We start from the raw sequence: 13358 nt of genomic DNA on the forward strand, positions 1-13358 counted from the left end.
GACGACGGCGGAGAATTATTTCTCCGCCCGCTGCTGCTGCTTCTTCGCCAGCAGTTGGCGCAGCGCCGTGACCTTGGCCGCGGCCTGGTCCGGCGGCAAATCTGCCTTCACGAGGATTTCAGCCTCGGTCTCGCGGCCCTGCAATCCCAGCACGAGCGCGAGATTGGCACGGATCCGCGCATTGTTCTGATCGCGTTGATAGGCGCGGCCGAGCACTTGCTCGGCCTTCGGCAGATTGTTCTGCAGCACATAGGACAGACCGAGATTGGACAGCACGGTCGGCTCGTCGGGCACGATCTTCAGCGCCGCGGCGTAGTATTGCTGCGCTTCCTCGTTGCGGCCGAGTTGGTCGAGCGCCGCACCCTGCGCCGACAGGATGCGCCAATCGGGATCCTCGGGGGTATGGGCGCGGCCCAGCACGTCAAAGGCCTGCTCGAAATTGCCGTTGTCCGCGAGCGCCCGGCCGTAACCGGCGAGCAGCGTCTTGTTGCTGGGATGGGCGAGCACGGCCTGCTCGAAGACGGCGACCGCCTGGGCGCGCTGGCCGGTCTCACGCAGCGCCTTGCCATATTCGAGGACGATATTGGGATCGTTCGGCTTGGCGCGATAGCGCTCGCGCAGCGCGGCCATCTCGGGCCTGGCGTCGGCCGTCGCCGCAGCCTCCGGCTTGCTGCTGCCGCCGAGCGCACCGGTGACGTCGTCAAGACCGGTAGTCTGGCAGCCACCGAGGGCAAGCACCGCGAGCGCGGGAAAGAGGAATCTCGCCGGGGACAAGGCAAGGGACGAACGCTTGGACATACTCTGATCACCGCCGGCGGACTGATCAGAGATGCTTTGCCGATTAACGCTAAAGTCCCGTTAAGGAAATGCGCCCTGTGTGACCTAATCGGTGAATTCCGCACCGAACTCGCAGCCGATGCGCCAGCGCAGGCGGCATTGGCGGGAGTAATCCGGCGCGAAGATGATCGTGAATTGCGGCGGCACCTCCAGAAATTCGGCCACCACTTTCACGCCCCCATCCGAGATATCGGTGATCGTGCAGTCCCGCGGCAGCGAGCCCGCGCCAAAATGAATCTTGGCCAGCCGGCTGCACACCCGTCGTTCGCTTCTGCGGCGATTTGCAAGCATTTGAATTGTTCACCCGTTAGATCACGGCCCATCCCGCAGCCTTAGGAGTAACGGACATTCGTTGGGATGTGCTGAGGAGAGCCGTTCGCATTCGAGGCGTAGTCGAAGCTTAGTCTTCCGGTCCCGTTTACCTGATATTAGGAACCGGAGGGACCGTTGCTTTCGTTCCCGTATTGTTCTTGTCAAATCGGTCCCGCTCTGCTACCCCTAATTGTGCAAGGGGGCAGCATGGTCCAGCGGGTTTCGACAGTGGCCTTTGAGGGTATCGAGGCCCGTGCGGTCGATGTGCAGGTGCAGGTCGCGCCGGGGCTGCCGGCCTTCGCCATTGTCGGCCTGCCTGACAAGGCCGTGTCGGAGGCGCGCGAACGGGTTCGTTCGGCCCTGATCGCCTCGGGCCTGGCGCTGCCGGCGCGCCGGATCACCGTCAATCTCGCACCCGCCGACGTTCCGAAGGAAGGCAGCCATTACGACCTGCCGATCGCACTCGGGCTGATGGCGGCGATCGGCGCGATCCCGCCGGATGCGCTGGCCGGCTTCACCGTGCTCGGCGAGCTTGGCCTCGACGGCTCGATCGCGCCAGTGGCCGGCGTCCTTCCCGCCGCGTTCGGTGCCAATTTGCGCGAGGAAGGCCTGATCTGTCCCGCCGCCTGCGGCTCGGAAGCAGCGTGGGCGAGCCCCGACATCCAGATCGTCGCCGCACATTCGCTGATTCAGATCGCCAACCATTTCAAGGGCACGCAGGTGCTGTCGCGGCCCGTGCCGAAAGTGCATGAAGCCGCAAGCTCGCTGCTCGATCTGCGCGACATCAAGGGTCAGGAGAGCGCCAAGCGCGCGCTGGAAATCGCAGCCGCCGGCGGCCATCACCTGCTCATGATGTGATACAAAACTCAGGTATTTTCGGGCCTTTCTACGTTAGTTCGCGCGTTTGAATACGTTTCAGGGCGCTTCGGGCAGCCATCGCAACTATCGCCGATTTCACTGACGCATGCATTTCACGAACATCGACATGCGCTCAGAACATAGGAAATCAACGGAAACGTTGCCGTCGACCGGAGACTATTAGCCGGAGCCGCATCGACGAAGACGGCGGACCCGCCAAAGCCCCTGCGTGTCCCGCGAGCCGGTGGAGCCGGTGCACCGAGGCGGTAGGAAGTAGCGGCCTCCGCGGCCCTCCGAACCGTGAGACGTGGGGGACGGCGCCTCCGCAGCGCGTGGGTGTCGACTTTAGACGTCCTTCCCGTCCTCCCGACGCCGCCGTTTGCGCCCGTGGCCGGCAGCGGCATGCTGCGAGCCCACTTCCTGCAGCGGCGTGGACCGGAAGGGCTCTTAAGATCCCCACTGCCCTCAATCATTGGCCGCGCGGGGGCCGACGCCGCCATGCGGCGTGGTCAGCAAAGAGCGCCTTCTACGTGCCCTCCGTGACCGTACGGAATTCGTACGGTCCGGGCCTGAAAATACCGCCTTGAGGCCGATTTTATCGCCTTGAGGTGCCTCGGGAATGCTCGAAAACCCCCGAAATTAAAAGAGTACCAGAAAAGCGTTAACCAGCGTCGCATTTCGCCGGAGGAAGACCCCCGAGGCCTCCCGAAGGTAAGTGGGACGCGCCTTGGCGTCGCCGGCGCTGGCCGCCGGCGGCCAGCGGCCGTACGGGGATCGTACGGCGGGCGGCCCGGGGGGCAGAAAAAAGCCGCCGGCCTCGTCGGCCGGCGGCGTCGCGGTTGAGGGCGGGCGGCGACGCCGCGGCCTAGAGCATCATGCGGTCCATGGAGCCGAGCGCGAGGCGCTGCACCGCGCGGTTGTCCGAGTGATCGTAGACGCGATGGAGCACGGCGATGGAGATGCCGCAGACCGCCGAGATCGCCGCCGCCGTCTCGCCCATCTCGATCATCATCGTGATCGCGGTGTGGCGCAGGATGTGGCCGGTCATGTTGGGGATGCCCAGCCCCTCCATGGAGTCGGAGAAGATCTCCTGCTGGCGGCGCTGGTGCATCGGGCTGCCGTCGAGGTTGCGGAAGACCCAGGGCGAGTCGCCGTCGGCTTCGCGCCAGCGGGCGTACTCGGCCAGGGCCTGCGGGGGGATCGGCACCGACGGCGCCAGCTTGTTGGACGCCGTGGACGCCCCGAGCGGCACGCGGTGGAAGATGCCCGCGTCGAGGTCGAGGTGGCCGCCCTCCTCGTTGGGCTCCCAGCCGAGGCATTCGTAGACGCCGGGACGGGAGCCGAAGGTCAGCCCCAGGTGCATCTTACGGTAGGTGACCTGGCGGCAGTTCTCCTCGTTCAGGGACAGGCCCTCCTCGATCGGCGTCCACTTGCCGGTCTTGGCGTCGTAGTCCTCCGTGCCGCCCGACCAGCGCGTCACGCGGTCGCGCTGGCCCTTGTGGAGGACGATCTTGCGGCCCGCCTCCCGCGGCGGAGCCTCGAAGGGGAGGATCGCCGCCGAGGAGCAGGCGCGGCACCAGCCGCGGATGGCGGTGCGGAAGAAGTAGACCGCGTTGGTGAAGTAGGTGCGCGAGTAGTTCTCGCACATGCCCTCCTCGGCCTCGTCCAGCCACTCGTCGTTGAGGTGGCGCAACTGGCGGCCCTCGACGAACGGGACGAGCGCCTTCAGCGTGCTTTCGATCACGCCGGCGCTGCGCAGCTTCTTCTTGTGCACCATCTTGATGCGGTGCTCGATGATCGCCGTCGCCGACGAGCGGCGGACGTCCACGGTGCCGTCCCGGAGGGCCGCGCACTGCAGCTTCCAGTTCTCGAGGAAGCTCAGCGCCTCCGGCTCGGTCTCGAGGCCGGTGGACTCCCAGAATTCGCCGTCCTTGCACAGGGCATAGCGTCCGGACGGGCGCATCCGGATCGACCACTTAGGTTCCCGCTCGCCTTCGAGCAGGGACGGCAAGGCAGCCGCCCGCTCCAGCGCGGCTTCGCGCAGTTTCTTGTCGAAGAAATTCATGATACAAGACACTCCTTGGAGCGCGCGCCGGCTTGCTTTCGAAGGGCTAGGTCCGTGCACGCGATCCGTCAGCGGCCCCGTCGAGACATCGGCGGGGCCGTCGCTCTTCCGGTCGTCTGCTCCGGCGGTCATCCGCCGAAGTCGACCGGATCCTTTCGCGCCTGTCGTCCATGTCGGGCGGGGCGCGTCCTCATCGATTCAATATTTCCTTCGGAGAGTCGAGCGCACCCGGTGCTGCGGCGACGGGGCTACAACAAGGGTCCGCTCCGACGCGCGGGCGCCTGCAATACTTGCGCGCGCGTCTCCAATACTTGCGTCCCGCCAGACGCTCAGGTCCCGGCCTTGTGGCGCGACGCCTCCATCATCTCCTCGATGGCCTTTCGGGTTACCAGAATCTTGCGCGTCACCCTCACGACCTCGAGGCGGCCAGCTCGGTACGCCGACCTCAGTGAGCTCGAGGTCAGTGGGGAGCCGCTTGGCCACATCAGCGCGGCAGCTTCATCAAAGGTCATAACCTCCGTCGGGGACCACATTTCGATCGAGGGCCGCTGGACCACGCGCTTGGGTATCGGTGCCATTCCGCTGTTCTCCTCCTCGTCGCCGGCGCCATAGGGCGGCCCGGCGCGGTCGGCGCCGGGTGCCAGCGCGGCGGCCCGCCGACGGCGCCGGCCGCGCTTCAAGATCGAGCATTTTCGATAATCAGAATTTGAAGGATTCGATTTTCAAGGATTCGTCTTCCGGAATTTCAATCCTTGAAAATGAGTCCTTGGAATTTCGAATCCTTGGAAACTTGAGTCCTTGAAAAAACGACAGCTCGTTTTGACGCGCCGGCCCGACGGCCAATCGGTCCCGCGGCGGCCCACGCCGCCGGGGCAGCGTCTACGCCGGCAAGCCCGGCCGGCCGGCGCCGCGGGGCACCCAGCGGCCCGCGCTGTGCGCGCCGGCGAGAACCTTGGCCGCGATCGACGCCGTGGCGAACGGGTAGGGATCGGTGAGCCGCCGCCGGTCGCCGACGCCCGCGATCTTCGACAGCACTCCGGCCGCGAACAGATCGTTGCGTCGCAGCCTCGTCTGCTCGTCGACGCTTTCGTTCGTCATCGACCTCACCTCGGACCCCGCGCTCACGACGAACTGACCGCCTTCCCAGCGACCGCGGGCCCAGAGGCCGCCGTATTGCAGCTCATATTCCTCGCAGCCGGCCGGCACCGCCGCGGTGCCGGCATCGGTCGGCTCGGGATCCGTCGGGTCCGCGGCGGCATCGCTGAGCGGCCTCTCTCCGGGCGGCGGCGCAGCGTCGAGGCTCGGCGCGTGGAATAGCCGACAGCCCGCATCGTGCAGCAAACGCAACGCGTCTGCGGCGATGCGATTGTGCGTCGCCTTCTCCGCGTCAGTCGTATCGGGCGCGGGCGGATTGGCGCCCTTCCAGACCGATACCGCGCCCACTTGCCCCGCGAGCTGCGTGAGCCGGAACTGGAGATCAACGGTGAGCAACTTGTCGAAGGCGGCGCCGTCGCAGCCGCCGACCACGTAGGCGTCGCGCGCGAAGTTCTTCGCTGGGTCGGCCGCGTGCTCCGCCAGGCGCCGGGAGGGTCGCCGCGATTCACCGACATAGGCGACCTTGCCATCGGTCATGATGTAGGCTCCGGGAGTGCACAGCAATCCTGCCGCAGCGACGCGCGACAACTCGCTCATCGGGAACGCGTGCACCACCGTCCGCCCGGCCGGATCCGACACCCGGCGATAGGAGCCGATCCCGCCGAAGGGGCGGTGTACGATTGCCGTGGACGCGTAGTCGGTCGAAGCATTCGTTTCGCTGGTCATGCTTTCTCCATGGGTAGTGAATTCGTGCTGAGCCGAAACAGCGGTCCGGCTTCTAAAGGGCGGTGAAGTCGGCTTTGCGGAGAGCGGCGCAAGCGTGTTCGAGCAGAGCCCAGAGCCCCTGCTGGTTGTCGTGGCCGACGACGACGCAGCCGGCGCTGCTCGCCGGACCACCGTCGCAGGCATCGGCCTTCACCGCTCCGACGGCATAGTCGCTGCGGCCGGCCCTCTTGTTCGGACCGAGGATCCGTACGACCGCAACAACCGCGTGCCGTTCCTCTCCGTCTCCGTGCACCTCGACCGTCAGGATCATCGGCGATCCTCCGGCACCTCGGTCCAATTCTCGGGGATATCCGACAGGATCGTCACCACCTCGGTGACGTCGAGATGCCGCTTATCGAAGAGTGCCTCGGCGACCGCGACGATGCGGTTGCGATGCCTACCGACGAGGGCTACCGCACGCGCATAGAGTCGACGCACGTGATCCTCGACGGCGCGGCCGAGCTCGGGGTCGGCGCGCACGGCCTCTATTGCCGCATCCGTATTCGCACGCACGAACAGGTTTCCCGCCAAGCCGCTGCAAGCGTGGACGTGGGAAAGCAGGAGCGCGACCCTGCCGAGATCCGATCTGTCCGTCCCCGACCACCCGGTCGACACCGACCCGACGATCGAGGCCTCGGCGGCGCCTGCGGCGAGAAGGCAGACCGCAGTGCGTTCGATGGTCGCCAGGGTCGGGAGGTCATCCCGGTCGCCCTCGACCGTGGTGTGACCGCCGTGGCGCTCGATGGACACGTAGACCAGGCCGCCCTCACCCGTCACGACGGCGGCGACAGCATGCGCCGCCTCATGAACGGCGGTGCGCCATACGACCTGCGGCGAGCGATCGTCGTCGCCGTGTGCCGCTGCGACCAGATCGGCGAGCGTCATGGGTCGACCAGCTTGGCGGGCAATACGCCTGGCCGCACGCACTACGGCCATGCACTCCGCGGCCGTAGCCCCTTCGAGCGACCTGGCAACCGCCGAAATGTCCTCGCCGATGAGCGCGCCCGACAAGTGGAATCGCAAGATGTTTGCAATGCCGGCGGCGTCGGGCGGCGACACCTCAACGGCTCGCTCAAGCCTGTTCGGCCGTAGCAGGGCGGGCTCGACCATATCGAGGTAATTTGTGCAAGCTAATATGAAGACGCCGACGGGGCGCCCGGCGCCGCCGTTCGGCTCGTTGGCGGCGATCCCGGCGTCCGTCAGCAGCATGACCAAATCGATGATAGGGAGCCAAAAGGATTTCCCGCCGCCGCGGTCGTCGAGACGATCGCGGCGCGGAATAAACTCAACCTCCTCGAGTGCGACGATGCAGCAGCTACCGATCGCGGCGGCCTGATTCATCAGGTTTTTGAATGCTTCGATAACGGTGCCAAGATGCGAATTCTTTTCAAACACCGAGGCGACCGAAAACCGCAGCAATGGCACGCCGGCCGCCGCGGCGATGCTGGCGCACAGCACGGATTTCCCGGTTCCTGGTTTTCCGAAAAACAGCCCGCCCTTCATCGAGTCCGCCCAGGACTGGCGGCCTTCCTTGAAATCCCGGATATCCTGCGCCAGAGCAAGTCCGAACTCGCGCGCGGCGCCGAACTCGATCGCGGTGGCGAGATCCGGCGCGGTCGAGACGTCGTTACCCGCCGACCGCCGCCGGCTTGCCCGGCGCATCAGTTCGACGGCCTCCTCGGCGGAGACACCAGGGCGCATCGCCGCGACCACATCGTCGAGCTGCAGTGCGGTCAACGCATCCGCCGGGACCGCGACGGCAGCGCCCGGGAAGCGCGAGCGCATCGCCGTGCCGACGCTGGCCGTGTCCAGATCGCCGAGCTCGATCTGGACATCCGCCGCGGCCGTCAACGTGCGGGGGAGCTGCCGCGCCGGGTCGGCGGCAACGCCGATGACGGACTGTCCCCGCAAGAGTGCCTTCGCGACGCCCTCGTTGCCCACATTCGCCGTATGCTGGCGGTCGGCGCCGGAGCGTGCCACCACGAACCAGTCGCGCTTGATACCGTTGAGATAGCGTTCGACGGTCTCGATCCAGGCCGATGAAGCGACGGTGATGACGACCACGGCGGGACGAGGGTCGCGCAGGATGCGCCTGCGGTCGGCCGCCGTCGTGGCGCGACGCAAGGCTGCCGCGACGATCTTGTTTCCGATCTCACTGCGGCTCAAAGAGCCAAAATAGGTGACGGCGTCCATTGTCGCTGCGTCCCGAAGTTCGGAGCCGTCCTCTTGATCAAAATCCACGGCAGCGTGTCGGAAGGACGCAAAGCCCCGCTTTTGGGTCGAGCGGCCGCTGCTCGCCATCGTGTCGGTACCCACGCCGCTCTTTTCGTGATCGGTCATGATTCTCCTGACGTGATGCGCCGATCGAAAGGGCCGGCGTGAGGCATGCAAGGATTCGAGCGCCATCGTCCCCGAGAGCGCGAGGCCCGAAAGGGAGCGATAGCGCGCGACAAAACGACCGCCCCGCGCGGTGCCGCGCGGGGTGATCGTTTTGCCCAGAAAAGTGAGGATTAGATGCCGTACGCGCTCAGACCGGCGGAGAATCCGGCATATCCCGACCGCACGATCATGTCGTCGGAGAGGCCGCAGCGGAGATCGAGTTCGACCGCGCCCTCGCAGGCCAGCGCGTAGATCAACGTCCGCGCCTCGCCGCGCGTGACGACCGATGCGGCGAGCTGAGCCAGCCCGGCCGGCCCGCCATCTTCGAGGGCCTCAAGGATTTCGGCGCGGTCGTCCGCGTGCATGCGGACGGAACGGTGGCTCCAGACTTCGCGCGCCGCCGAGCAACGCGGCTCCGCACGCACATCGTCGGCGCGGAGTTCGATGATGCCGTGGCACTTGCGGGCGAAGGCGAGCTGCGTCAGGGCTTCGGCCGTCGGATCATGGGCAGGACGGGCGTCGACGAGGTCGACGGCAAAGCGGCCATCGAAACGCTCCACGATGATGCCATCGGCCGCCACGATGCGCTCATCGATGATCACGCTGTTCTGGTACTCGATCCGCCGCACATCGCCGTCGAGCGTCGCCTGAATCAAAAAATCGCGGGTGAGATTGTTCGAGAGGGGGATAGCTCGGCTGGCCTTGTGGCTGATGAAGAGGTTTTTCTGCATCTATCCTCGCTGATATCGTCGAATGAAAACGGCGAACAGCGGTCGCCTCGCACGGAATCGTGCGGGGTCAACCGTGGGGTGGCAAATTCTCCCATGTCAGAGCTGGAACGTCGTAGCAGCCCGACTTAGATCACACATTTTTCAAAAAGTCAACAATTAGATATCTATCCGATATCCAGTAGATATCTGTCTAGACGCGGTTCGTCATCAACAGGTTTGCGGGACAGGCCTCTTAGCTTCGCCAAAGGGCCCTGCTAGTATCCTCCTGGATCGTCCAGAAGGATGCACGCGGCTATGGCCGAGGAAGCGAAAAGTCCGAAAAAGCCCACGGAGTCGAAAAGGCGCGACGGGCGCAAAGCCATGTTGACGTACATGAAGCCCGCGCTCATCAAAAAGGTTAAGCGTGCGGCAGCTTCAAAGGAACTGAAGGCCTGGCAGTTCATCGAAAAAGCCGTCGAAGACGCGCTGGCGTCGGAGAAGACGTGAGTCTTCTCCTGTCTACCAAAGCTTATCTTCAGACCGAACTCGTCGAAGAAAGGATGAGAAAACGACAGAATGGGCATTCCAAGGATTCGGAAACTTAACTAACCTCACGATGCGCGCCTAGATTCGCTCAACCTCTTCCCAGCCGGCGTCGCGCGCCCCGCGAGGTTCTCTCCCTTGTCCGATTCCCCGACGACCGAAGCGATCGTTCTCGCCAACCTCGTCAAATGGTCCGAAGACTGCCCCGATTGGCAGCGCGACGCTTTACGCCGGCTCTGCACCGCTCCCGATCTGGATGATTCCGACGTGACGGAGCTTCTCGCGATCTGCAAGCGCACGGCAATCGGTCGACCGCTCGACGCGTCCCATGTGAAGGCTGCCGCCGCAGGCAATCCGGTCGTCACTCTGAGATGCGTCCGCGACGTCAAGCACGTCAACGCGCTCGCGGAAGACGAGAAGCTGACGTTCACGAAAATTGGGCTGACGGTCGTCTACGGCGACAACGGTTCAGGCAAATCCGGCTATGCCCGCATCTTGAAGCAGATGTGCCGCGCGCGGCTCGGAAGCCGGAGCGAGGCCGTCCTTCCGAACATCTACGATCCGAATCCTGGGACGCCGAGCGCGACCATCGACTTCTCCGTGAACAACCAGAACGCGTCGTCGGCGTGGGTCGCGGGCAGCCCAGCGGATCCGGCGCTATCCGCCGTCAGCGTCTTCGACAGTCGGACAGCGAGCGTGCACGTCGACGCCGTCAACGACGTCGCCTACACGCCGTTTCCCCTCCGCATCCTGGCCCAACTCGCCAAAATCTGTCAGGACCTGCGCTCCAAGCTCGATGACGAGACCGCGAGAATCGAAGCCCAGACGCCACAGGCGATCAGGCAGCCGCCTTGCCAGCCAGATTCCGAAGTCGGCAAGCTCCTCGCTCTCGCCCGTCTCGGCAAATGCACACCCGCTCAGGTTCGAACGCTCGCGAGCCTCGACGCTTCCGAAAGCGACCGGCTAACACGGCTCGACAGCGATCTGGCGAGCGATCCGGTGAAAGCGGGCCGTCAACTAAAGGCGCAGCGCGAGAGGCTCGAATCCGCGGGAGCTCGCGTCGCCGCGCTCGCCGAGGCCATTTCCCACGAAAGGATCGAGGCACTGCGCGCGGCGGCCGATGCATATGAGGTCGCGCGAGAGGCGGCCGCTGCGGCTTCTTCAGCGCTATTCGCGGGCGAGCCTTTGCCGCATATTGGCTCCGACGCGTGGCGGGTTCTGTGGGAAGCGGCCCGTAGATATTCGGAGCAGGAGGCGTATCCGGGAAGGCCGTTTCCAGTGGCTCTCGCGCCCGGTGTGTGCGTCTTGTGCCAACAGGAACTCGGCCCGGAGGCAGGTTCGCGCCTGAGCCGTTTCGAGCAGTTCATCAAAAACGATAGCCAACGCCGGGAGATCGACGCGAAGCAGACCTACGAAGCCCATTTGGAAGCGACCTCCAAGGCGCGAATTCCCACGTCGGCGCGCACCGAAATAATCCGGTTCCTTTCCGACGAGCTCGACGACGAGGATATTGCAGCAGCATTCCGCCGGTCGATCACGATCAACTCATGGCGCTTGCGACAAGTCACGCGCGACGGCGGGCGAGGCGGCTCCAGCCATCTCGCCGCCGAGCCTCCTCCAAATGCCGCCACAACGGCGAAGTTGGCGGATCTCCTTGATCGGGAGGCGCTCATGACCGCCGAGGCGGATTCGCCCGCACGCCGCGGCATGACTGCCGAGCGCAACGCTCTCGCGGACAGGAAATGGATCGCCACTGTCGAGCCGGACGTTCTCGCCGAGATTGATCGCGCCAATAAGATCGTCGCGCTCAAGGCCGCTGCGCAGGACACGGTCACCACGAAGATAACGCTCAAGAGTACGGAGATCGCCGGAACGCTCGTCACGGACGCGCTCAGGGCGCAGTTCGCCAGGGAAATCGGACGGATCGGCGTGGCATCTCTGGCGATCGAGTTGAAACGAGAAAAAAGCGTATACGGAGTGCCGCGCTTCAAAGTGGCGCTGACGCGAAAGCCCGCGGCCGGCGTCGGAGCGGTCCTGAGCGAGGGCGAGTACCGATGCGTGGCGCTGGCGGCGTTCCTTGCGGAACTGGCGACGAGCGACAGCCGATCGGCGATCGTCTTCGACGATCCCGTATCGTCGCTGGACCACATGCACCGCGCCAGCGTCGCCAAAAGACTGGCCGAGGAAGCGGTCCACCGTCAGACCATCGTCTTCACGCACGATATCGCGTTTCTGTTCATGCTGGACGAGGCGTGCGGTGACGTCGACCCGAAGCCGACAATCACCGTGAAGTCGATCAGCCGCGGCGCGGACAATACCGGTTTCTGCCACGCGGAGCCGCCGATGCGAGCGAAACCTCTCTCCCTGGTCATCGACGGCATGCAACATCGCCTGGACAACGAACGGATCAAACACGACCGCGGCAATCAGGCGGAATGGGATATCACCGTGCGCTCGCTGCAGGAGCAGCTCCGGACGTCATGGGAGAGGGCGGTCGAAGACGCCGTCGGTCCCGTAGTCCGGCGAATGTCGAACAAGGTCTCGACCGACGGCCTTGTTAAATTGACGTCCATCACCGTCAAGGATTGCGAAGATGTCCGCGACGCCTTCGGCAGGTGCTCGGCGCTGCTGCACAGCGAGGCGCGCGGACTGAATTCGCCCCTGCCGGCTCCGGATAGAATTCAGGCCGAGATCACGGCCTTGAAAACCTGGGTGGAAACGATGGCCTCGAGGCAGAAGGCCATCAAACCGGTCTGACGCGATCAGATCAGGCGTCGGCTCCGAGGGGCGAGCAAATGACCACTGGTCAGCAGTCTGACTCCGACGGTGTGATCAGGCGTATCCGCGAAATCGCGGCCGGCGGGCTTCCGCATCCCGACGTCGTTAGCCTGTTTCACGCCTACATCGCCTGTCTCTCCGTTCCAGATCTCTGCCGGACAATAACCGACACTCTCGCGGCTCCCTCCAAACTCCGCCTTGCGCTAAGGCGCCGGCTGCTTCGTCTACTGGGCGACAACCGCCTCGATCCCAAGGATCGTCAGCAGTTGTGCGACTCGATCGAGCGAATCCGCGCGATTGGCCGCGACGAGCCGGCCGTTCGACCCGCCGTGGAGGCGCTCCTCTCGGCGGCCTTCGAATTTCTTCCGCAACCACAGCAGCAGTCGATCGTCGAGGCGTGGATCGATCGCGGGACCCGCGGGGCCGCCGCCCGCTGGCTGAAAGCTGTGACGCAGGTGCCCGCCCTTTTCGACGAGACGATGGTCATGACCTACTACCGATCAACCGGTGACGAACGGGCAGCCAGAAGATTGGCGAGCCAAGCCAGTCCCGCTTTCCTGACAGAGATCCTTGCCGAACTCGTTGACGGTTGCGACGAAGGTTGGATCGTCAGTCGCGCGGCGATGCGCGCGCGGGCCGTCGCCGACCCGGTTTGGCCGATCATCCGGTCTAAACATCCCGCGACCTATCTCTATCTGTGTGCGCGGCTGCGCCACAGCGTGACCGAGGCGGAGGCGCTCGAGCTCGTCATGACCTGCCCGAATTCCATCATGAACGAGACACGAGGTCTGGCGATCTGGGCAGTCGGCCAGATGGGCATGACCGCCGTGCTCGACGAAGTCGTCGAACGCGGCGAAGAACTCCATCGACTGGATAGAGAGGAACTCGAACGCTTTCCCGGATGGCGATCGTGACCCTCACGGAAATTTTCCTCGACCGCATTGCGCTCCCTGTCTTTTGGGTTTCGCCGTTCGACTGTCTAGACTCCAGCGTTCTTGTTATGTTCTATTGAGGCA

General features: G+C 64.8%; 11 protein-coding genes and 1 pseudogene. 4 read left to right on the forward strand and 8 right to left on the reverse strand.

The genetic code is table 11. The features are described 5' to 3' along the window. Positions 1-15: 15 nt before the first annotated feature. A complete protein-coding gene (locus XH91_RS00965) occupies positions 16-798 on the reverse strand; it encodes a tetratricopeptide repeat protein (protein ID WP_128948855.1) in 783 nt (260 codons plus the stop codon). Between the two features lie 84 nt (positions 799-882). After that, positions 883-1128, reverse strand: a complete 246-nt coding sequence (locus XH91_RS00970) for a PilZ domain-containing protein (RefSeq protein WP_011083489.1) — start codon at positions 1126-1128, stop codon at positions 883-885. Between the two features lie 228 nt (positions 1129-1356). Here XH91_RS00970 and XH91_RS00975 point away from each other — a divergent pair. Beyond that, positions 1357-2004 (forward strand): annotated as a pseudogene (locus XH91_RS00975) (magnesium chelatase domain-containing protein); the annotation flags it as partial. Between the two features lie 868 nt (positions 2005-2872). Here the strand turns inward: XH91_RS00975 and XH91_RS00980 are convergent. The 6 genes from XH91_RS00980 to XH91_RS01005 form a co-directional block, all read right to left on the reverse strand. Further along, complete coding sequence (locus tag XH91_RS00980) at positions 2873-4072, reverse strand: tyrosine-type recombinase/integrase (RefSeq protein WP_164938235.1); 1200 nt, start codon at positions 4070-4072, stop codon at positions 2873-2875. A 329-nt stretch (positions 4073-4401) separates the two neighbouring features. Further along, the gene (locus tag XH91_RS00985) at positions 4402-4650 is read right to left on the reverse strand and encodes a hypothetical protein (protein ID WP_128948857.1); all 249 of its coding nucleotides are present in this window, start codon (positions 4648-4650) and stop codon (positions 4402-4404) included. A gap of 301 nt (positions 4651-4951) precedes the next feature. Then, on the reverse strand, positions 4952-5893 hold the full coding sequence (locus tag XH91_RS00990; protein WP_128948858.1) for a DUF4357 domain-containing protein: 942 nt from the start codon (positions 5891-5893) through the stop codon (positions 4952-4954). A gap of 52 nt (positions 5894-5945) precedes the next feature. After that, positions 5946-6203: a hypothetical protein gene (locus tag XH91_RS00995; protein ID WP_128948859.1), complete on the reverse strand. Its 258-nt coding sequence runs from the start codon at positions 6201-6203 to the stop codon at positions 5946-5948. Next, positions 6200-8272 (reverse strand): AAA family ATPase, encoded by a 2073-nt coding sequence (locus XH91_RS01000; RefSeq protein ID WP_164938236.1) that lies wholly within the window; start codon positions 8270-8272, stop codon positions 6200-6202. The genes XH91_RS00995 and XH91_RS01000 overlap by 4 nt, the downstream gene beginning before the upstream one ends. Positions 8273-8442: 170 nt before the next feature. Beyond that, the gene (locus XH91_RS01005) at positions 8443-9042 is read right to left on the reverse strand and encodes a hypothetical protein (RefSeq protein ID WP_128948861.1); all 600 of its coding nucleotides are present in this window, start codon (positions 9040-9042) and stop codon (positions 8443-8445) included. 294 nt (positions 9043-9336) lie between these two features. Between XH91_RS01005 and XH91_RS01010 the strand changes: the two genes are divergently transcribed. The 3 genes from XH91_RS01010 to XH91_RS01020 all read left to right on the forward strand — a co-directional run bounded on the left by XH91_RS01010 (position 9337) and on the right by XH91_RS01020 (position 13256). Beyond that, the gene (locus tag XH91_RS01010) at positions 9337-9528 is read left to right on the forward strand and encodes a hypothetical protein (protein WP_128948862.1); all 192 of its coding nucleotides are present in this window, start codon (positions 9337-9339) and stop codon (positions 9526-9528) included. 174 nt (positions 9529-9702) lie between these two features. Beyond that, positions 9703-12321 carry an AAA family ATPase gene (locus XH91_RS01015; protein WP_128948863.1) on the forward strand — a complete coding sequence of 873 codons (2619 nt, stop codon included), beginning with the start codon at positions 9703-9705 and terminating at the stop codon, positions 12319-12321. A gap of 38 nt (positions 12322-12359) precedes the next feature. Continuing rightward, positions 12360-13256, forward strand: a complete 897-nt coding sequence (locus XH91_RS01020; protein ID WP_128948864.1) for a hypothetical protein — start codon at positions 12360-12362, stop codon at positions 13254-13256. The last annotated feature ends 102 nt before the right edge of the window (positions 13257-13358 follow it).

This window comes from Bradyrhizobium guangzhouense (assembly GCF_004114955.1).
GTDB lineage: Bacteria > Pseudomonadota > Alphaproteobacteria > Rhizobiales > Xanthobacteraceae > Bradyrhizobium > Bradyrhizobium guangzhouense.

What these genes read in the sequence shown, in the direction of transcription:
- XH91_RS00990 (WP_128948858.1), bottom strand. Translation starts at nt 5,893, where the DNA reads ATGACCAGCGAAACGAATGCTTCGACCGACTACGCGTCCACGGCAATC.
- XH91_RS00995 (WP_128948859.1), bottom strand. Translation starts at nt 6,203, where the DNA reads ATGATCCTGACGGTCGAGGTGCACGGAGACGGAGAGGAACGGCACGCG.
- XH91_RS01005 (WP_128948861.1), bottom strand. Translation starts at nt 9,042, where the DNA reads ATGCAGAAAAACCTCTTCATCAGCCACAAGGCCAGCCGAGCTATCCCC.
- XH91_RS01020 (WP_128948864.1), top strand. Translation starts at nt 12,360, where the DNA reads ATGACCACTGGTCAGCAGTCTGACTCCGACGGTGTGATCAGGCGTATC.
- XH91_RS01000 (WP_164938236.1), bottom strand. Translation starts at nt 8,272, where the DNA reads ATGACCGATCACGAAAAGAGCGGCGTGGGTACCGACACGATGGCGAGC.
- XH91_RS00970 (WP_011083489.1), bottom strand. Translation starts at nt 1,128, where the DNA reads ATGCTTGCAAATCGCCGCAGAAGCGAACGACGGGTGTGCAGCCGGCTG.
- XH91_RS00965 (WP_128948855.1), bottom strand. Translation starts at nt 798, where the DNA reads ATGTCCAAGCGTTCGTCCCTTGCCTTGTCCCCGGCGAGATTCCTCTTT.
- XH91_RS00980 (WP_164938235.1), bottom strand. Translation starts at nt 4,072, where the DNA reads ATGAATTTCTTCGACAAGAAACTGCGCGAAGCCGCGCTGGAGCGGGCG.
- XH91_RS01010 (WP_128948862.1), top strand. Translation starts at nt 9,337, where the DNA reads ATGGCCGAGGAAGCGAAAAGTCCGAAAAAGCCCACGGAGTCGAAAAGG.
- XH91_RS00985 (WP_128948857.1), bottom strand. Translation starts at nt 4,650, where the DNA reads ATGGCACCGATACCCAAGCGCGTGGTCCAGCGGCCCTCGATCGAAATG.